This is a genomic window from Nocardiopsis sp. iso_237 (genome assembly GCF_056173345.1).
This window is the reverse complement of record NZ_CM149669.1, coordinates 1,796,919-1,817,342: the sequence shown is the minus strand read 5'-3', so window position 1 is coordinate 1,817,342 and position 20,424 is coordinate 1,796,919. Positions and strand designations below refer to the sequence as shown.

At 69.2% G+C, this 20,424-nt stretch carries 13 protein-coding genes and 1 riboswitch; of the genes, 8 read left to right on the top strand and 5 right to left on the bottom strand.

Annotation, left to right across the window (positions count from 1 at the left end; genetic code table 11):
* The first annotated feature begins 6 nt into the window (after nt 1-6).
* Together AC0VYM_RS08185 and AC0VYM_RS08180 are read left to right on the top strand one after the other, a co-directional pair.
* The gene (locus AC0VYM_RS08185) at nt 7-3,144 is read left to right on the top strand and encodes an AfsR/SARP family transcriptional regulator (RefSeq protein ID WP_475460696.1); all 3,138 of its coding nucleotides are present in this window, start codon (nt 7-9) and stop codon (nt 3,142-3,144) included.
* 530 nt (nt 3,145-3,674) lie between these two features.
* Nucleotides 3,675-5,831, top strand: coding sequence for an ATP-binding protein (locus AC0VYM_RS08180; RefSeq protein ID WP_475460694.1), 2,157 nt, complete (start codon nt 3,675-3,677; stop codon nt 5,829-5,831).
* A 1-nt stretch (nt 5,832) separates the two neighbouring features.
* On the opposite strand, the gene AC0VYM_RS08175 is transcribed toward AC0VYM_RS08180, so the two are convergent.
* From AC0VYM_RS08175 to AC0VYM_RS08165, 3 genes are all read right to left on the bottom strand, one after another.
* Nucleotides 5,833-6,768 (bottom strand): carbohydrate kinase family protein, encoded by a 936-nt coding sequence (locus AC0VYM_RS08175; protein WP_475460692.1) that lies wholly within the window; start codon nt 6,766-6,768, stop codon nt 5,833-5,835.
* Entirely contained in the window at nt 6,765-7,994 is a 1,230-nt protein-coding gene (locus AC0VYM_RS08170) for a hypothetical protein (RefSeq protein ID WP_475460690.1), read from the bottom strand. The genes AC0VYM_RS08175 and AC0VYM_RS08170 overlap by 4 nt, the downstream gene beginning before the upstream one ends.
* 189 nt (nt 7,995-8,183) lie before the next feature.
* Nucleotides 8,184-8,828, bottom strand: a complete 645-nt coding sequence (locus AC0VYM_RS08165) for an HNH endonuclease family protein (RefSeq protein ID WP_475460688.1) — start codon at nt 8,826-8,828, stop codon at nt 8,184-8,186.
* 227 nt (nt 8,829-9,055) lie between these two features.
* A riboswitch (TPP riboswitch) is annotated at nt 9,056-9,153 on the top strand.
* Between AC0VYM_RS08165 and tenA the strand changes: the two genes are divergently transcribed.
* A complete protein-coding gene (tenA, locus tag AC0VYM_RS08160; protein WP_475460686.1) occupies nt 9,143-9,796 on the top strand; it encodes a thiaminase II in 654 nt (217 codons plus the stop codon). Its footprint overlaps the riboswitch before it by 11 nt.
* Before the next feature lie 3 nt (nt 9,797-9,799).
* Here the strand turns inward: tenA and AC0VYM_RS08155 are convergent, their stop codons facing one another.
* Complete coding sequence (locus AC0VYM_RS08155) at nt 9,800-10,276, bottom strand: nitroreductase/quinone reductase family protein (protein ID WP_475460684.1); 477 nt, start codon at nt 10,274-10,276, stop codon at nt 9,800-9,802.
* 145 nt (nt 10,277-10,421) lie between these two features.
* Here AC0VYM_RS08155 and AC0VYM_RS08150 point away from each other — a divergent pair, with 145 nt between their 5' ends.
* The 4 genes from AC0VYM_RS08150 to AC0VYM_RS08135 all read left to right on the top strand — a co-directional run bounded on the left by AC0VYM_RS08150 (nt 10,422) and on the right by AC0VYM_RS08135 (nt 15,416).
* Nucleotides 10,422-11,345 (top strand): universal stress protein, encoded by a 924-nt coding sequence (locus AC0VYM_RS08150; RefSeq protein WP_475462974.1) that lies wholly within the window; start codon nt 10,422-10,424, stop codon nt 11,343-11,345.
* A gap of 241 nt (nt 11,346-11,586) precedes the next feature.
* Entirely contained in the window at nt 11,587-12,516 is a 930-nt protein-coding gene (locus tag AC0VYM_RS08145; protein ID WP_475460682.1) for an alpha/beta hydrolase, read from the top strand.
* 186 nt (nt 12,517-12,702) lie between these two features.
* Nucleotides 12,703-13,530: a peptidoglycan recognition protein family protein gene (locus AC0VYM_RS08140; RefSeq protein WP_475460680.1), complete on the top strand. Its 828-nt coding sequence runs from the start codon at nt 12,703-12,705 to the stop codon at nt 13,528-13,530.
* Nucleotides 13,531-13,751: 221 nt separating this feature from the next.
* Nucleotides 13,752-15,416, top strand: a complete 1,665-nt coding sequence (locus tag AC0VYM_RS08135; protein ID WP_475460678.1) for a glutamate synthase-related protein — start codon at nt 13,752-13,754, stop codon at nt 15,414-15,416.
* Between the two features lie 103 nt (nt 15,417-15,519).
* Here AC0VYM_RS08135 and AC0VYM_RS08130 read toward each other — a convergent pair whose 3' ends face one another.
* Nucleotides 15,520-16,707, bottom strand: coding sequence for an alpha/beta hydrolase (locus AC0VYM_RS08130; RefSeq protein ID WP_475462973.1), 1,188 nt, complete (start codon nt 16,705-16,707; stop codon nt 15,520-15,522).
* Between the two features lie 335 nt (nt 16,708-17,042).
* Here AC0VYM_RS08130 and AC0VYM_RS08125 point away from each other — a divergent pair, with 335 nt between their 5' ends.
* The gene (locus AC0VYM_RS08125) at nt 17,043-20,414 is read left to right on the top strand and encodes a pyruvate carboxylase (RefSeq protein WP_475460676.1); all 3,372 of its coding nucleotides are present in this window, start codon (nt 17,043-17,045) and stop codon (nt 20,412-20,414) included.
* The last annotated feature ends 10 nt before the right edge of the window (nt 20,415-20,424 follow it).

Below are 20,424 nucleotides of genomic sequence, written 5' to 3'. Positions count from 1 at the left end.
TCAGTTGTGCGGCTACAGCTTCTGGGCAACGTTCATCTGTACTTCAACGACAGGCTGGTCGACCTTGGTTCCGGCCGTGAGCGGGAGCTCCTGACCTATCTCGCGCTCGCTGGCCGAACTCCGTTGCCAGCCTCGGAGTTGGCGGGCAGACTCTGGGTCACACCTCCTCCCACATATCGAAGCACCCTGCACACCTACATCACTCGGCTTCGGCGGCGCCTGGACACGGCAGGCATAGAACGAACCGTGTTGTCACATGGAGACAGCGGCTACCGGATCAGGTTCGAGCCAGAGAACATCGATTGGGCAAGGCAGGGAAGCCTTCGGGAACGCGCGCACGCACACCGCCGCAGCGGACAGCACGCGCAAGCCCGTGCTCTGCTACGAGAAGCGCTGGAGCTACGCAGGGACACCCCGCTCGCAGGGCTCCCGGGCCAGTGGGCGACACGGATGCGCCAGACGATGGAGCAGGCTCACCAGGAGATCCTCGCCGAGTGGGCCGAACTGGCGCTCGACTCCGGAGAAACCTCCGAGGTGCTGGACGTCCTGGACAGGGCGCTTATGCTCTACCCCACCAACGAAGCGCTGCACAGATTCGTCCTGCGTTCGCTCAGGTCCGCGGGCCGACCCGCAGACGCTTTGGTGGTATACCAACGGTTCAAGAACCGGCTCAGTGAGGAATTGGGAGTCGATCCCTCCAAAGATACACAGCGGGAGCTCGAAGAGATCCTGCACGCAACGAAAACTTTCCCCCAACCCAGGAACAGGGGTAAACAGGAAGAATTCGACACACCCCCGCCTCTGGACAACCTGGACAGGGACCAGAAACTCTTCCGTGGTCGCGAACCCGAGCTGGCTCTTCTGACCTCACGGTTACGCGACCGGGGATCGACCTCTCCGAACGTGTGGGCCATCAGCGGCATGGCCGGGGTCGGCAAGAGCTCTCTGGCGATGCGCGTCGCTCACCACGTCAAGAAGGACTTCCCCCAGGCCCGTCTGACCATGGACCTGCGTGGGAATCACGGGCACCTCGCTCCGCTGACCCCTTCGGAAGCACTCACCGAACTGCTTCGGCTGCTCCGGATCCCAGCGCAGCGTATCCCCGAATCCCTCGCCGAGCAGGTGGCGCTGTGGCGCGAACACACACGATCGATGCGTCTGCTCCTCATCCTGGATGACGCGGCCAGCGCAGAGCAGGTCGTTCCGCTACTTCCCGTGGGAGAGCAGTGCGCGGTACTGATCACCAGCCGCTTCCAACTCACTGGGATCAACGAAGCCGACCATCTGCCTTTGGGGCTTCCTTCCCTGGTCGAATCCGCCGAGATGTTTGCCGCGGCAAGCGGACGTCCGAGCCTGCTGTCAGCGGAAGACTCTCTTCTCCAGGACGTGATCACACGCTGTGGCCGACTACCACTTGCGATGCGCCTGACCGCGACCATGCTCCGTCTCCAGCCCTCCTGGACAACGAGATCGCTCCTGGAACGCCTGTCTGTGGGCGGGGGAGGCTTGGACGCGTTCCGTGTGGGCCAGCTGGATCTCGGTCGTGTGTTCGACCTCGCGCTGCAATCGGTGAGCGAAGAGGCACGACAGGCGTTCTCCCATCTCGGCCTGCACCCCACACGCATCATGAGTGGACCCATCGCGACAGCTCTCATCAGTGTCGACGAGTCAGCCGCCCGGGAGTCGCTGGCCGAGCTCGTGAGCGCGTGCCTGATCGAGGAACATCAGCCCGACCGGTTTCGACTGCACACCCTCGTGAAGGACCACGCTTCCAGCACCGTCAGGAAGGATCTGTCGCCCAGAAGGATTCAGGCCTCACTGGATCGCATGTACGGCTGCTACCTGGCTCGGTCCGAAGCCGCCGACGCGGCTCTGCACCCCTACCGCCCCGGACGCGACGAAGTCGAAACTGCTCGTGAGGCCCCACATTGGGACAGAACCCGCGCCGATTCCTGGTTCCGAAGTGAGCTCCCCAACCTGATAACTCTGGTCAGTGCATCGCGAGTGGTTGAACAGGGTCCGGTTGCAGCGGATCTAGCGCACGCGGTAGCCGAATACCTGGACGTCCATGGCCCATGGCACACCGCGCCGTCTCTGCATGAACGAGCCTGCCAAGGGTTGCAGGAAGTCGGTCCGGCCAGAAAGACAGCTCGCGGACACTTTGACCTGGCACGAGCCCTGCTTCGTACCGGCGAGGTGGAGCGATCACTTCAGCACAACCGGATCTCTCACCAACAATGGGGCCGAGCAGGAGACAGCTTGGGCCAGGCATGGGCCATCGCACACCAAGGGTTGATCCGCTACGTCCAAGGGCGTTACGGCCTGAGCCTGGAACTCCTGCAACGTGCCCTGGAGCGATTCGAGGTTCTTGGACACCGGGCCGGGATCGTCTTCGCCCTCCGCAACCGAGGGTTGTGTCACCTCGTCACCAGTGCCTTCCATGAGGCGGTAGCGGACTTCAGTGACGTCACACGGCATCTCGAGCGAGTATCCGACCCACCCGTGTTGTCAAACGTCCAGCTGAACCTCGCGGGAGCATTACAGCAGCTGGGATTTCACCATGAGGCGTGGTCCTTGTGCGAATCGGTTCGCGACTTCGCCCAAGTCAGTCTCGATGAGCGCAGAGAGGCTCTCGCATGGGCCAACATGGGTGATTTATCCCTAACTCGCCGCAACCCGGAGCAAGCCATCGCCTGCTCCAGTAGGGCTCTTTCCTGCCTGGATCGATTCCATGACCCGTGGACGAGGCTCGCCGTCCTGTCCACTCTGGGCGCCGCGTACGCCATGCAGAACAAGTGGGAAAGAGCTCGGTACCACTTCCAACAGTGCCTGGAGCTACGGAGCTTCGCTCCTCCCAACGTGATGTTCGACGTGCACATGGGGCTGGCGGAAGTCAATCAGGATCCAGACGGTCCGCGCCTTCGCATCGACCATCTCGAACAGGCTCTCCGTATCGCAGACGAACACGGTTTGCGCAAGCAACAGGCCCATGCCCTTCACATACTCGGGCAACAGCACCTGGCTCTCGGCGATACTGCCGAGAGCCAGGACAGACTCACGTCGGCCGCCGACCTCTACGAGGAGTTGGCGTCTCCTGAAGCCACCGTCGTCCGATCTCTCCTGGATGCCATTTCACCACTCTGAACCTCATAGGAACCGGAGCGCCCAGGGTGGCAGGACGCTAGCATAAGCCTCAGAGGAAACATGGCGACGAGTCGGTGAGGTACCGCTACACTCCACGTACACCAAAACGGGACGTCACAGATAACCGTGACGCCCCGTTCCTCATTGGACCCACCAATTAACCCTTGCGCATCCGACCAAAGAGAAGCAAGGGACTAGAAAGCGAACAATGAAGTTCATCATCATACCGATTCTTGCACTCAAAGCATACAGTTGGGCCTACGCATGGGCAGTTCAGCTTGCCTCTGTGGGGGTGCTTTCCTAGCTGAAGAGGGGCCCATCGGACACTCCAATAATGTTACTCCTGACACCTGCGGCCAACTGCGCCGCGGGTGTTTTTCGCGCCTCCAGTTCGAATTTAAGCTGGCCACAGTTGCATCGCCCAGGAATCGGCACATGCATCTCCCCTGACCCGCAGGGGACTATGACCTATCGGGGCTTGCTCGGGATTCCCAACATCAGGAAACTCGACTATCAGAAGAACGTGACGCTTGATCGCGGAATCATCCCTCTGTCAACGGAGCAACGTGGACCACTTCCATCAGACCAGTCATTCGTATCCTCACACGAGCAACCGGATCCACGGCGAGGTCAAAGGAATCGCCCTCCAGATCGGATCGGTCCACGGTGACATCCACCTGGAAGGCTCTCCCCATCCGACAAAAGCACGGCAACTTCCCTCCCCTCCCCCGGACTTCGTCCGCCGGACGTCCCTGGAGGCGCACATCGCGGCGGCAGTGGCGCGATCGCATACCGACAGGCGCAATGCACTCGTCGTGATCACCGGCCAGGCCGGAGTGGGAAAGTCAGCCCTGGCCACACGTTTCCTGCACGATCACCCCGAGCTGGCCGGGGACGGCCACTTCTTCGTCGACCTCCGGGGGTTCTCCCCAGGGCGGCCGACCGACCCCAACCAGGCGTTGGAGGGTCTACTCCACTCCCTGGGCATGGACCCCAAGTCGGTACCAACCGAAATCGGGGTTCGGGCCTCCTGGTGGCGGTCGGCTACGGCGGAGTCACGAGTGGTCCTCCTGCTGGACGACGCCCTCACAGCCGCTCAGGCCCGTGTTCTCCTTCCCGGTGGAACCGGAAACACGGTGGTGGTGACCTCCCGCGTGAACCTCAAGGGGCTGCACATGGATGGAGGCACGATCGTGCGGGTCCCACCCCTGCACCCCGACGAGGGGGTGGAACTCCTGAGGAGGAGGAGCGGTGAACCAGTTACCGATGACACGGACCAGGCCGCGATGCGTGACATCGCCCGAATGTGTGGTGGTCTGCCCGTGGCCCTGTGCGCCGTGGCCGTCTCCGAAGGTATCGATCGCTGGAGCTCCTGGACAGGGGTCGCGAGAGGCCTGAAGGAGTCCCAGGATCGCTTGGAAAGGTTGAACTCGTTCGGAGAACGGGTCGGTGTCGAGGTGTCGCTTCGCGGGGCTTTCGATCTCTCCTACGAATCCCTGACCACCAAACAGGCTCGCACCTACCATCGGCTCGCTTGGCACCCCGGCCCCGAGATCACCGCGCTGGTCGCCTCCTGTGTCACAGGTGACAGTCGTGCCGCCTGTGAGGAAGTGCTGCGAGATCTGGCACAACAGCACCTCCTGATCGAGCACGGCCCAGGCCGGTACCGCTTCCACGACCTCCTGCGCCTCCATGCCACGGAGAAGGCCTTCGAACACGAGAGCGCCGTGGCGAAGGGACAAGGGGTTGCAAGGCTCGTGCGAGCCTTCGCCAGGCTCTCCGTCGAGGCCGACGCGGTGCTGCGCCCCTACGCCGGTTCCCGGGCGTCGGTGGTCTCCACCGCGTTCACCGGTCCGGCTAAGGCCGCCGAGTGGCTGCGTACGGAGCAGGACAACCTGGTCGACCTGATTGAGTTGGCGCGACGCGACCAGCCCCAGGACGCCCTGCGACTGACGGAGGGACTGTGGCCGCTTTTCCTCCACCACGGCCAGGCTCTCACATGGCTGCGCGCCGGGGAGATAGCCATCCCGGCCGCGCGGGGTCTGGGTGACAACACTGCACTCGGTCGGCTGCTCAACAAGCGCGCCCTGGTCCACAGCCACTTGGGGAACGTTGGCGAGGCGATGCTCGACTTGGAGGAGGCGGAGCAGATCTGGTCGGACGAACGGGAGTGGAAGCGAGTGGCGCAGACTCGTCAAAGACGGGGCATCATGGCCTTCCAGAACCAGGACTTCCAGTCGGCCGTCGGCTACCTCCAAGACGCGCTGGAGGCGGACGAACGTGCTGGCAGCGTGCACAACATGGCCGTCACCCTGTACAGGCTCGGTCGTGCACACCTGGCCACGCGGTCTCCCGAGGAGGCGCAAGAGTACTTGGAACGAGCCCTGCCACTGCTGGGGGGCTCCCGCTACTACGAGGCCCGCGTACGGATCGCCCTCGGGTCCGTTCTCGTGGAACTGTCCCAAGTTGATCGAGCCCGCTGTGAGGCCGAGACTGCCCTGGCGGGGATGATCGCGCTCGGATCGGTGTCCGGCCAGGGAAAAGCCTGGGAGGCACTGGGTGAGATCAGCGAGAACCAAGGCGGAGTGACCGCCGCAAGAGCCGCCTACGAGAACGCCCTGGAATTGCTGACGGAGGGAGACCCAGCCCGTCGCAGGGTCCAGAGGAGGCTGGACGGGCTGGGATAGTTCACCAGCGGCCCACGGACAGGTGGACCGGGTGTGTGCGTGACAGGTCGCTCAGCTCGTCGGAGTCCAGACGTCCGGTGTTGGGGAAGAGCTCCCCGACGAACCAGCTCGCGTGGAGAACGGCGTCGTGCAGGGCCTGTGCCGGGTTGCCGGCGGCCAACCATCCGTGCAGGAAGGAGGCGAAGAGGGTGTCGCCCGCACCGACGGTGTTGGCCAGGGGCCGAGGGAGCGGAGTGCGGGCGCTGATCAGCATCCCGTCCCTGGTCCCCACCATCGCGCCTTCGGATCCGAGACCCACTCCGGCGATCGCACAGCCGGGGTAGGTCTCGAAGACCTCCCTGATCCACTCCCCGGGTGGGCAGGGCAGGCGCTCGTGTGAGCAGAAAAGGATGTCGGCGCTGTGCAGCCACGCCCGCTGTCCGGGCTGGTGGATGTCGGCGATGCGGTGCACGTCGACCGCGATCGGCACTCCCACACTGTGCGCGTGGGCGATGAGGGGACGAGAGAAGCCAACGTTGGTCAACACCGCGAGGTCCGCGTCCTGGACCACGTCACGGAACACCTGGGTCGGGTAGAGCGCGTCGTTGAGTCGGTCCAGGTAGGTGGAGGAGAGTTGGTGGCCCTCTTCGCTGACGAGACATATCGACAGGGGCGAGGAGGGGGTGTCCACACATCCGGGGCCGTAGAGACCCTCCTCTTCCAGTCCCGCCCGGATGGCCCGGCCGGGAACATCCTGGCCGACCAGGGTGCACAGGTCCACCCGATCGCCGAGACGGCGCAGGGTGACAGCGAGATTGGCGCCGACTCCACTGACTCCGGTGGTCATCTTCTGGGTCTCCACGCGCCGCCGCGGCTCAGTGAGATCGATGGTGCCCAGTGTCGCGGCCGTGCACAGGTTGGCGACTCCGGCGACGACGATACGGCGTTCGGTGCTCACAGGGACCTCCCCGGAATGTCGAGGGACAACGAGCGCAGGGGTCGTATGGCCACAGGTTCGTCGGGTTCGGGGATGTCCAACAGTTCGTAGAGCATCGCCCGGGTTCGCCGGGCGAAGCCACCAGGGTGGGAGCTGACCTCCTGGGAGAGTGACTTCAGGGCTTCCTGTTCCCCCTGCGTGAGCTCGCGCAGAAGATGGTCAAGGATCGGGAGGGTCTCCCTGGCGCGGGGCAGGGAGCGAAATGCTCGGCCCATGGGTGAGCCCGGGTCGACGTCCCCCGCCCCGCGCGAGTCCAGGAGAACGGGTCGCGAGAGGAGCGTCGCGTACAGGGATGTCGAACCGTGATCGCCGAGCACCGCGTCAGCGGCGGCCAGGACACTGGTCCACTCGGCGGTTGCTGGGACGACGATCAGTCCTGCATCGACCCAGGCCCGCAACCAGGAGTGCACCTGCCAGGTGCCGTGAGCCGCCCAGACGTTGGGATGAATCAGTAGTGCCACGCGGCACTGGTTCCCACGGGACTGGTCCATGATCCGCCGCAGGGCCTCGCGTCCGGATCCCAACAGGGAGGAAGGGCCCCAGGTGGAGGTGGCCACCACTAGCTTTTCCGTGGGGCCTACCCCGAGTTCGCTTCGGCAACGATCGCGCTGGCGCAACGACTCCAGGAGCCGGTCGACGGCGGCGTCGCCAACCACGCGTGCGCTGCCCACCGCTTCCGGACACACCCGGCTGAGACGTGTCCCCTCATGGGTGTGGGCCAGAGCCAGGCGAGCCGCGACCAGCTGTCCGTCTCGGACCAAACCCTCACGGGCCAGCCCGTAGGGCTGTCGGCTCAGCACCTGGCGCCCGTAGACGGGGACGGGGGTGAGCTTGTTGAACCCCACCCCGTGCGCGAAAAGCACGATCGGGGCGAGCACACGGTCCAACTCACGGCTGACACTGGTGGCCAACGCCAGGTCGAAGCGAGTGCGGATCGCCTGTTGCCAAGGCACCACCACCGCCTCAATGGCGCCCAGCCATTCCTGGACACCCGCGCCGAACACGGCGTGCGGGGCGATGGTGAACACCACCTGCACACGGTGGTCGGCGGCCAATACAGCGATGGGGTCCATGAGCCGCTGCGCGTCAGCGACCGTGTGTGCGATGGCCAGGACCCTCTGGCAGTCCGGCCAGGTCGTCCAGCGTTCCGGTTCCACCCCGACCGGCGTGTGTATCCACTCCTGCACTCTGTGCCTCCCTGAGTCCCGCCCACCGGATGTGGGCGGCTACTGGGAGAGTGCGTGACCTGCTTGGACAGAGGGCTGGACACCCGGCTGGACACGGACTGGACAAGCACCTGAACGCGCTGGTGAAGGTCGCGTCCGGGTGGGATCGGCCGTGAACCACGGCCGATCCCGTTCAGTGCGAGCCCCGGGCTAGAGGGCCGGGGTGGTCTCCACGACCGCGTCGGGGCACGTGTCCGCGACGGACGTCAGCGCGGCGAGCTCCGCCTCGTCGACCGACAGGCTCCAGCGGGTCTTCACGGTGGTCCACTCGGTGACGTACCGGCAGTGCGCCTCCTCCGCCGGGGGCATCCACTCGGCGGGGTCCCGGTCGGCCTTGGACCGGTTGGAGGCCGCGCTCACGGCCACGAGCGCCACCGGCTCGTCCAGGTCGTTGGCGAAGTCCCGGCGCTGGTTCGTGCTCCACTCAGACGCCCCGGAGTCCCACGCCTCGGCCAGCGGGACCATGTGGTCGATGTCCAGGGAGCGGGCCTCGGTGATGGTGCGGCCGTCGTAATAGGAGTGCCACTCGCCCCCGGTCAGTCTGCAGCGGTCCCCGACCTCCGGCGCGGTCTCGGCCTCCTCGATGAGGACCTCCGCGCGGGTGTGGCATCCGTTGCCGTCGGCGTCGACCCAGTGCGGGAAGAGGCTTCGGTCGTAGCCGGAACGGGACTCGTCCGCGACGGTGAGGGCGGAGATCGCGTCGGCCAGGGGCGTGGGCGCGGCGTACGCGGGGCTGGGGGCCAGGAGAGCGGCGGTGAGTGGGATGGCGGCGAGGGCTGCCAGGTGCGGGCGCATACGAAGGCCTTCCAGGTTGTTCACAGAACGTGTAGGTCCTGTGCCTGGGGGTCACGCGTCAAACCCGCGACCGCTCGATACACCCGAGACCGGCGGGACGGGTCGTGACCAGTACGGACAAGCCCGGCCTTGCGGGTGTGGTTCCGGTCGGCCCTCCCGACCCTGGGACTCCGGACCGTATCGGGCTCCCCGAGGGCGGTCCGGTACGGGGCCGAACGGTAGGGTCCGGCACAGGCACGGGGTGCCCCGGACACCGGGGCTGAGATCACACCCGTCGAACCTGCTCTGGATCGTGCTAGCGAAGGGATCGCCTCATGACTGGTTTCTGTGCTCTCGTGTGGGAGGAGACGGCGTCGACACGGGACGCCATCGACGCCCTCCCGTTCGTCCAGGGGATCGGGGACGGCACCCTGAGCCGGGAACGGTTCGACTACTACATGGTCCAGGACGCCCTGTACCTGCGCGGATACGCGCGTGCCCTGGCCACGGCGGCCGCCAGGGCGGACACCAGCGAGGAGATCGCGTTCTTCGCCAAGGCGGCGCACGGCGCGATCGCGGTGGAGAGCTCCCTGCACGAGGGCACCGTGGGCAGTGTCGCGGAGGACGTCCAGCCGTCCCCGACCTGTACCGCCTACACCTCGTACGTGCTTTCGCTGGCGCACACCCAGGGCTATCCCGAACTCGTGGCCGGGGTCCTGCCGTGCTTCTGGGTCTACACCGACGTCGGTGAACGGCTCATGGCCAAGGCCGGGGACCTCAGTGACCACCCCTACGGCGACTGGATCGCCACCTACGGGGACGAGGAGTTCGCCCGGTCCACCGAGCAGGTGAAGGCGATCGCGGACCGGCTCGCCGCCGGTGCGGGCGAGGCGACGGTCTCCCGGATGCGTGAGGCGTTCCGGAGGGCCACCACCTACGAGTGGATGTTCTGGGACGCGGCCTGGCGCCAGGAGACCTGGCGGCGCTGAGGCTCAGCGCTCCGGGACCGGGGTGAGGCGGAAGACGGGGATGACCCGGTCGGTCCGCCGCTGGTAGAGGGCGAAGTTGGGCCAGACCCCGCACAGACGTGCCCAGGCCCGGTCCCGGGGCGCCCCGGTGAGTTCCTCGGCCCGGACGGTCACCCCCCGCCCCGCCCCGCCGATCTCGGCCGTGCGCGCGGCCCTCAGGTTGAGCGCCCACGCGGGGGTGGAGTCGGCACCGAAGGCCGATCCGGCCACCAGGTGGTCCGTGCCGTCGGGGACGCACAGCAGGGGTGTGCGACGCGGTTGGCCGCTCTTACGGCCCCTGACGGTGAGCACGGTGTTGGGCAGCCCGGCGAGGTCGAGCAGACCGAGGCGCCCTCGGCTGAGGCGGTACAGGTTCCGGTCCAGCCAGGTGATCTGGGGCAGGAGTCGCGGTGTCCACGCGAGGGCCCCGATCCGTACGGCCAGGGGTGTGAGCAGGCCCATGTGCGCATCGTAGCCGTGCTGGGGGCAGCCCGCACTCCACGGTGACCCGCGGCGACACGCCTCACGGACTGGGATCCGCGCTGGGCGGGTGGAAGACTCCAGGCAGAGCCGTGACGTGCGCGGACGCTGCCGGAGGGGGCTGTCGATGGTGGAGGACGGGCTGGTCGCGCCGAAGGTGGTGGTGGGGATCGACGGGTCGCCCACCGCCTCGTGGGCCCTGCTCTGGGCGGCCGCGGAGGCCGACCGGCGCGGGTGGCCGCTGCACGTGGTGTACGCCCTGGCGATGCCGTTGGTGACGTCCCTCTACGCGGGGACCACCCGCTTCCCGCCCCCCGAGGAGGTCTCCGACCACGGCCGCCGGATCCTGGCCGAGGCCGGAGCCCACGTGCGCGGGCGCCACCCAGGGGTTCCCGTGGAGGAGGTCCTGGCGTTGGAGGAGCCGGGCGCCGCTCTGGCGCGGCGGACGGGCCCGGACGACCTCGCGGTGGTGGGTTCGCGCGGGCTGGGCGCGGCGCGGTCGGTGCTGGACGCCTCGGTGAGCGTCCGGCTGGCGTCCCGGGCGGAGTGCCCCGTGGTCGTGGTGCCCGGGACCGGGGCGGAGAATCCCGCGGTCCCGCCGCGCCGGATCGTGGTGGGGGTGGACGGGTCCGACGACTCCCGGCGCGCGCTGGCCTTCGCTCTGCGGGAGGCCTCGCTGGTGGAGGGCGGTTCGGTGGTGGCGGTGCACAGCTGGCAGGTCCCGTTGCCGCTCGACTCCCGTTTCCTGGACGAGGGCGAGTGGTACCCGCCGGACGAACTGTTGGACCGGAGGGCGCAGGAGTTGGTGTCGGAGATGCTGGCCCGGGTCGTGGACGACGGGACCGAGGGGGTGGCCGTCTCCGTGGTGCGTGGCGGGCGGGAGGCCTCCGAGGCCATCGTGGAGGCGGGTACGGCGGCGGACCTGATCGTCGTGGGCTCCCGTGGACGGGGCAGCGTGCGCGGCCTGCTCCTGGGCTCCGTGAGCCAGGGCGTGCTGCACGCGGCGACCGTCCCGGTCGCGGTCCTGCCGAGGCGCCCCCGTCCCCGCTGACCCGGTACGGAGCACTCGCCGGTCAGTGTGAACCCGCTCCCAACTGGTGTGACGTCCTCCGGGCCCGGGAACTACTCCGGGCCCGGAGTAGTTCCCTCCAGTGAAGGAACGCACCGACACCCGGACCACACCCCCTGGGGTGACCACCATGGGACCTCGGCACGAACGCCCCGGCTCGGCCGGGCACGGTCGGCGGCGCACCGCCGTTCCCTCGCCCCTCCCCCGTCACCCGAGGAACCCGATGCCCCAGCTCCACCCCGACCTGGCCCCTGCCCGCTTCCTGCCCACACCGACGTTCGGCCCCCGCACGGCGCGTCTGGCGCAGCGGCTCACCGAACGCATGCGGCCGGTCCGGACTCCGTCCGATCTCCTCGTCGAGGAGCACACGGTGCCGGGGCCCGAGGGCGCGCCGCCGCTCAACCTCCGGGTCTACCGGCCCCGGTCCCTGGAGGGCCCCTCCCCCGCGCTGCTGTGGAGCCATGGCGGCGGGTACCTGTTCGGCAGCCCGGTCCAGGACGAGAGGGGCAGCGTCGAGTTCGCCCGCGAACTGGGCGCCACCGTGGTGGCGCTCCGCTACCGCAAGGCCCCCCAGCACACCGCCCCGGCGCCGGTCGAGGACGCCCACGCGGCGCTCTCCTGGATGGCGGATCGGGCCGGACCTCTGGGGATCGACCCCGACCGCGTGGCGATCGGCGGCGCCAGCGCGGGTGGTGGCATCACGGCGGCCCTGGCCCAGATGTGCCTGGACCGGGGCGGACCCCGACCGCTGTTCCAGCTGCTCGTCTACCCGATGCTCGACGACCGCACCGCGCTCCGCACCGACCTGGACGAACGCGGCGTGCGCATGTGGTCCGCGGCCAGCAACCGGTACGCCTGGCGGTCGTACCTCGGCGCCGAACCCGGAGGTGCGGAGCTCTCGCCCTACGCGTCCCCGGCGCGCCGTGAGGACCTGTCCGGTCTGCCCCCGGCCTGGATCGGGGTGGGCACCCTGGACCTGTTCCACGACGAGGACCTCGCCTACGCCGAGCGCCTGCGCGCGGCCGGAGTCCCCTGCGCGACCACCGTGGTCCCGGGGGCCTTTCACGGGTTCGACACGTACCTTCCCCACGCGGAGGTGGTCCGGGAGTTCCGCCGCGAGCAGGTCGCGGTGCTGCGGGCGGCGTTCGGGTGAACACCTCCCCGTCCCTCGCGAAATGGTCCCAATACATCATTGAATGACGGCGAGACAGGGGACGTTGAGTGAATTCTCCTGGCCGATCCCGGTCAGGAGAATTCCTCGTTTCACCCCTGTGCGCACGTGTGCCTTCCGTGTTTTTCATTAACTGGCAAGTAACCACGCCGAACACGAAGGACGGCCATGACGCCTATCCCCCACTCCGGTATGGACAGACGCGCACTCCTGAGGACGGCGGCCCTGACTTCGGGGGCCGCGGTCCTCGGCGGTTCCCTCGGCGCCCTGGGCGCTGGCGGCGCATCCGCCGAGACCACCGACCTCGCAGCCCAGGCGGCGCCCGAGCTGTACTGGCGCGGCGCCTGGAACGCTCGTCCGCCGAGCAGCCCCATCCAGGTCCTGGCCAACCCGCCGCAGTACATCGTGGTGCACCACACCGCGACGGCCAACAGCACGAACTACACGCTCGACCACGCGCTGAACCTGTCCAAGTCGATCCAGAACTACCACATGGACAGCAACGGCTGGATCGACACCGGTCAGCAGCTCACCATCAGCCGCGGCGGCCACCTCATGGAGGGCCGCGACCGCACGCCCGAGTCGATCGCCGCCCGTCAGCACGTGGTCGGCACGCACGTGGCCAACAACAACAGCACGTGCATCGGCATCGAGAACGAGGGCACCTACATGACCCAGGGCCCGACCCAGGCCCTGACGAACACGCTGGTCGACACCCTGGCCTGGCTGTGCGGGGCGTACGGCCTCAACCCGGGCAGCGCGATCCGGGGGCACCGGGACTTCAACGCCACCGCCTGCCCCGGCGACGTGCTGTACTCCATGCTTCCCGAGCTGCGCAACAGAGTCGCCCAGACCATGCTGGCCCAGGGCATCCCGATCGCGGCCGAGCCCGCGGCCACCGAGGACGGCCCGACCTTCCCGCCGGTCCCCGACGACGAGCCGGACCACGAGTTCTACCACGGCCCGCTCCGGGGCCCGGACGACTTCTCACGCTGACGTCCACGTAGAGGACATCTCCCCGTTCGGTGTCGCTCTCGCCCTCCCACGGCGCCCGTCCGCCCCGGTCACCCGGGGTTGGCGGGCGCCGCCCCGTGTCCGGCTCCAGGCATGTCGATGAACACGGAGGGTAGTCAACTCAATACACTTTGCCGTGATCCCCGCGTGGCCGACCGTCCCCGACGGGGCCGCGCTGGCACCCACGACCTGAGGAGCACGGCATGCGGGCCACGAAGGTAGCCGACTGGGACGACCTTGAACCGCTCCGGCCCGCCCACGCACGGGTCTCCAACGTGGACCTGGCCGTGCTCCGCCTGCCCGGGTCCTCCGTGTCCGCCGACACCCCCACCCCCGGGTCCACCGCCTCCGGGGACGAGGTCCGGGTCCTGTTCGGCCGCTGCCAGCACCGGGGCGCGCTCATGTCCGACGCGACCGTGGAGGACGGGACCCGGCTCGTCTGCGGGGTCCACGGCTCCGCCTACGACGCGCGCAGCGGCGTCAACCTCTACTACGAGGGCGAGGACCTGGAGAGGTTCGAGGCCTGGGTGGAGGACGGCGGGGTCTGGGTCGACGAGGACGAGATCCGCGCCTGGGAACGGGACCACCCGCAGAACTTCGACCGCTCCGCCTACCAGGGCTCCTACGCCGACTTCGCGGGAACCCCGGACGAACCCTTCAACGACCGCATCCACCAGCTGGCCGAGGACGGGCTCACCCGGGTGGGCCACCACGGCGAGGTGGCGGCGATGGGCGTGCCCCGGGGCGAGCTGCCCTCCTGGGACGACCTCCAGATCGTCACCGCCGAACTCCACACGCCTCCCCTGCTCGACGACCACCCGGTGGCCACCAGCGTGGTGATCGGCCCGAACGCCCGCCGCCCGCTGGTCCTGGACATCCCGCTCCTGGTCTCGGACATGAGCTTCGGCGCGCTCTCCGCCGAGGCCAAGACCGCGCTGTCCCGGGGCGCCGAACTGGCGGGCACCGGCATCTGTTCGGGCGAGGGCGGGATGCTCCCCGAGGAGCAGGAGGCCAACGGCCGCTACTTCTACGAGCTCGCGTCGGCTCGGTTCGGCTACTCGATGGACAAGGTGGCCCGCTGCCAGGCCTTCCACTTCAAGGGCGGTCAGGCGGCCAAGACCGGGACCGGCGGTCACCTGCCGGGCAGCAAGGTGAGCGGGCGGATCGCCGAGGTGCGCGACCTCCCCGAGGGCGTTCCGGCGATCTCCCCGGCCCGCTTCCCCGACCTCGTCTCCGTCGCGGACTTCCGCAGGGTGGCCGCCGAGGTGCGGGAGGCCACCGGGGGCATCCCGGTCGGCTTCAAGCTGTCCGCCCAGCACATCGAACGCGACCTGGACGCGGCGCTCCAGATCGGGGTGGACTACGTGATCCTGGACGGTCGGGGCGGCGGCACCGGCGCCGCTCCCCTGCTGTTCCGGAACAACATCTCCGTGCCGACCATCCCAGCGCTGGCCCGCGCCCGGCGCCACCTGGACCGACTGGGCCGCCGCGACGTCACCCTGATCATCACCGGGGGCCTGCGGGTACCCGCCGACTTCGTCAAGGCGCTGGCCCTGGGCGCGGACGCCGTCGCGGTCGCCAACTCCGCCATGCAGGCCATCGGTTGCCTGGGCATGCGCGCCTGTCACACCAACAACTGCCCCGTGGGCATCGCCACCCAGCGGCCGCACCTGCGCGCACGTCTGCCCGTGGCGGAGGCCGCCGAGCGGCTCAACCGGTTCCTGCGCTCCTCGGTGGAGCTCATGCAGGTGATGGCCCGGGCCTGCGGTCACGACCACCTGGGCGGGTTCGAGCCCGACGACCTGGTGGCGTGGAAGCGCGATCTGGCCGACCTGTCCGGGGTGACCTACGGCGGTGTCTCCGTCTGAGCACGGCCCCCCGGACAGGAATCCGGCGGCGCCGAGTTTCCGACCCGGCACAAAAGGAACAGTTCCGCGCCCTCACGGATTTCGTCGAGGGTGAGACCCGGTCCTACAAATGCGCACCCAGGAAGTCGTCGATACTCTGCCGCGCGACCTGACTGGAGAATCCACCCCAGTTCAGGTCGAACATGTGCTCGGTCCACGGCAGTTCCACATGATGGTGGGGAACGCCCACCGAAGTGAGGCGCTCGGCCATTCGACTGTTGTCCTCGGTGCCGATGAAGAAGTCGTGGCCCGCGGTGATCAGCAGGGTGGGGGGACCGTCCGCGTCCACCTGACGAACGGGGGACATCGCCTCGTACTCCCGCGCGTGTTCCTCCGGAGGGCCGCCGACCATGCGCTCACTCGACTCCAGGAGCTCGTCCCCCACCGGTGACCGCCGCTGGCGCCAGGGCACCGGCGGAGCGTCAGCGGTGCCGTCCGTCACTGAGTACCAGGCGACGACCGCGGCCACCTCCGGAACCTCGGTGTCACAACTGGGCTCGGGACCATCCGCGTGCGCGGCCAGGAGGACCAGGAGTCCGCCTGCCGACTGGCCGTTGAGCGCGATGCGGTCGGGGTCGCCGCCGTACCGGGCGGCGTTCTCGTACACCCACCCCAGGGCGCAGCGTACGTCGGCCAGCGAGGCCGACCAGTCGCCGTCCGGGAAGAACCGGTAGTCCACGTCGAACACCACCCGCTGCCCTCCGCCGTCCGCGAGCCAGGTGTCCCAGCGGGGCAGCAGACTCTGCGGCAGGTCCGCCGCGCCTCCGTGCACGTTGACCACCACCGGCAGGCGGGTGTCCTCGGGGACCCCGCCCTCCGGCTGCCAGACGTCGAGCTCCAGCGGTTCTCCCGCCGGGGTGGCGTACTCGACCGTGACCGGTTCGCGGTCGGCCGTCGTGGCGAACCCGGCGGCGTACTGGAGCGGGTCCAGCCGCACGCCCTCGGCACGGGCCGTCCGCCAGACGGAAACCGAGGGGACCAGTGCCAGGACCAGAAGGAGCACGTTCGCCAGCGCGAGCACGAGCGCCCCCCGGGCACCACCTGAACGCATGGCCGCCAGGGCGAGTGCCGTTCCGCACAGGGACACCAGCGCGAACACCGCCGAGAACTCCAGCACGACCAGAGCGGTCTGCCACATCGCCAGGGTCGGGGGTGGCAGGAGGACCACCCCCGTCCCCGCAAGGGTCGTCAGGCACAGCGCGGTCGAGCCGGCGAGGAGGATCCGCGAGCGAGCGGAGGCGTTCTTGAGCATGTTCACACAACCTTAATACGTCCGTATCGATACGAACGTATCACTTCAGCGCAGCCAGCTCCAGACCCCCGACAGCCCTTGAACCCTGACACCGAAGGTCCCGAAGTACGCAGACCATGCGAAACGCCCCAGCGAAGAAGGAACCTACCCACGGGTAACCCCCACCGGCACCGAACTCGGCGCCGCTCGTTAGGGTTCCCGTGGCCCTGCCTGGGCACCGCTTCCCTGGAGTGGCGCCCCTGCGCGGCCACCGGCAGCACCCGGAGTACCGGCAACACCGGCGACGGCGCCGGCCCGTGCCGGTACCGCGTCACGGAGTCCAGGAGGCATCCGGCATGTTCGAGAAGATACTGGTGGCCAACCGAGGTGAGATCGCCATCCGCGCCCTGCGCGCGGGGCACGAACTGGGAGCCCGCACCGTCGCGGTCTTCCCCCACGAGGACCGCCACTCGCTGCACCGGCTCAAGGCCGACGAGGCCTACCAGATCGGTGAGCCCGGGCACCCCGTCCGCGCCTACCTGTCCGTGGACGAGATCGTCCGCGCGGCACTCGAGGCGGGCGCCGACGCCGTCTACCCCGGCTACGGGTTCCTGTCCGAGAACCCCGCCCTGGCCCGAGCCTGCGCCGAGGCGGGCATCACCTTCGTCGGCCCGCCCGCCGAGGTCCTGGAACTGACCGGGAACAAGGCGACCGCCATCGCGGCCGCCAAGCGGGCGGGCATCCCCGTCCTGGACTCCACCGCGCCCTCCACCGACGTGGAGGGCCTGGTCGCCGCCGCCGAGGAGATCGGGTTCCCGGTCTTCGTCAAGGCCGTGGCCGGGGGCGGCGGCCGGGGCATGCGCCGGGTGGACGCGCCCGGCGCCCTGCGGGAGTCCATCGAGGCGGCCATGCGCGAGGCGGAGACCGCCTTCGGTGACCCCACGGTGTTCCTGGAGCGCGCCGTGGTGGACCCGCGCCACATCGAGGTGCAGATCCTCTCCGACGGCGAGGAGGTGATCCACCTCTACGAACGCGACTGCTCCGTGCAGCGCCGCCACCAGAAGGTCGTGGAGCTGGCCCCCGCCCCCAACCTGGACCCGGACCTGCGCGAGCGCATGTGCCGGGACGCGGTACTGCTCGCCCGGGAGCTGGGCTACCGCAACGCGGGCACCGTCGAGTTCCTGGTGGGCAGGGACGGCCGCCACGTGTTCATCGAGCTCAACCCGCGCATCCAGGTCGAGCACACGGTGACCGAGGAGGTCACCGACGTGGACCTCGTGCAGTCGCAGATCCGGATCGCCTCCGGTGAGACCCTCGCCGACCTGGGCCTGTCCCAGGACGCGATCGTCCTGCACGGCGCCGCGCTCCAGTGCCGCATCACCACCGAGGACCCGGCCAACGGGTTCCGGCCGGACACCGGGACGATCAGCGCCTACCGCTCCCCCGGCGGCTCGGGCATCCGCCTGGACGGCGGCACCGCCGCGGCGGGTTCGGAGGTCAGCGCGTACTTCGACTCGCTGCTGGTCAAGCTCACCTGCCGGGGCCGCGACTTCGCCACCGCCGTGAGCCGCGCCCAGCGCGCGGTGGCCGAGTTCCGGATCCGCGGCATCTCCACCAACATCCCCTTCCTCCAGGCGGTCCTGGAGGACGAGGACTTCCGGCAGGGCCGGGTGACCACCTCGTTCATCGAGGAGCGCCCCCAGCTGTTGACCGCGCGTCCCTCCGCCGACCGGGGCACCCGCCTGCTCACCTACCTGGCCGACGTGACGGTGAACAAGCCGCACGGCGAACGCCCCCACCTGATCGACCCGGCCGCCAAGCTCCCCGCCGTCCCCGAGGGCGCCCCGCCCGCCGGGTCCCGGCAGCGCCTGCTCGACCTCGGACCCGAGGGTTTCGCCCGCTGGCTGCGCGAGTCCGAGACCCTGGGGGTCACCGACACGACCTTCCGCGACGCCCACCAGTCGCTGCTCGCCACCCGGGTGCGCACCCAGGACCTCCTGGCGGCCGCGCCCGCCGTGGCGCACACCCTGCCCGAGCTGCTGTCCCTGGAGTGCTGGGGAGGCGCCACCTACGACGTGGCGCTGCGCTTCCTGGCCGAGGACCCGTGGGAACGGCTGGCGGCACTGCGCGAGGCCGTGCCCAACGTGGCCCTCCAGATGCTGCTGCGCGGACGCAACACCGTCGGGTACACCCCGTACTCCACCGAGGTCACGAACGCGTTCGTGCGGGAGGCCGCCGCGACCGGCGTGGACGTCTTCCGGATCTTCGACGCCCTGAACGACGTCGAGCAGATGCGCCCGGCCATCGACGCGGTCCGCGAGACCGGCACCGGGGTCGCGGAGGTCGCGCTCTGCTACACCGCCGACCTCTCCGACCCGGCCGAGAAGCTGTACACGCTGGACTACTACCTGAGGCTGGCCGAGCGGATCGTGGAGTCCGGCGCCCACGTGCTCGCCGTCAAGGACATGGCCGGGCTGCTGCGCGCCCCGGCCGCCTCCCGGCTGGTGAGCGCGTTGCGCAGCGAGTTCGACCTGCCGGTCCACGTGCACACGCACGACACGGCCGGGGGCCAGCTCGCCACGTACCTGGCGGCGGTGAACGCGGGCGCGGACGCGGTGGACGGCGCGGTGGCGTCCATGTCGGGCACGACCTCGCAGCCCTCCCTGTCCGCGATCGTGGCCGCCTTCGACCACTCGGACACCCCCACCGGGCTCTCCCTGGACGCGGTGAACGAACTGGAGCCGTACTGGGAGTCGGTACGCAGGGTGTACGCGCCGTTCGAGGCCGCCCTGACCTCACCGACCGGCCGCGTGTACCACCACGAGATCCCCGGCGGCCAGCTGTCCAACCTGCGCACCCAGGCGGTCGCTCTGGGACTGGGCGACCGGTTCGAGGACATCGAGGCCGTGTACGCCGCCGCCGACCGCATGCTGGGCCGTCTGGTGAAGGTGACCCCCTCCTCCAAGGTGGTGGGGGACCTGGCCCTGCACCTGGTGGGCGCGGGCGTGTCACCCGAGGAGTTCGAGCAGGACCCGGACCGGTTCGACGTGCCCGACTCAGTGGTGGGCTTCCTCCGGGGTGAGCTGGGGGTTCCCCCGGGCGAGTGGCCCGAGCCGTTCCGCACCAAGGCGCTGCGCGGCCGTGGTGAGGCCCGCCCCACCACGCCGCTCAGCGAGGTGGACCGCGCCGGACTGGCGGAGGAGCCCCGCGCCACCCTGAACCGGCTGCTGTTCGCCGGGCCCACGAAGGAGTTCGAGGCGCACCGCGCCGCCTACGGCGACACCAGTGTGCTCGACAGCCGGGACTTCTTCTACGGTCTGCGCGAGGGCGAGGAGCACGTGGTGGACCTGGAGCCGGGCGTGCGTCTGCTCATCGGGCTCCAGGCGGTGAGCGAGGCCGACGAGCGCGGCATGCGCACCGTCATGACCACCCTCAACGACCAGCTGCGACCGCTGCACGTGCGGGACCGGTCGCTGGCCTCGGACGCGCCCGAGGCGGAGAAGGCCGACCGCGACGACCCCGCGCAGGTCGCGGCGCCCTTCGCCGGGGTCGTCACCCCGACCGTCGCGGTGGGCGACGAGGTCGCGGCCGGGGACACGGTCGCGACCATCGAGGCCATGAAGATGGAGGCCTCCATCACCACCCCGTGTGCCGGGGTGGTCGCGCGGGTGGCCGTCGAGGGCGTCCAGCGTGTGGAGGGCGGCGACCTGATCGTCCACCTCCGGTGAGACTCCGGGT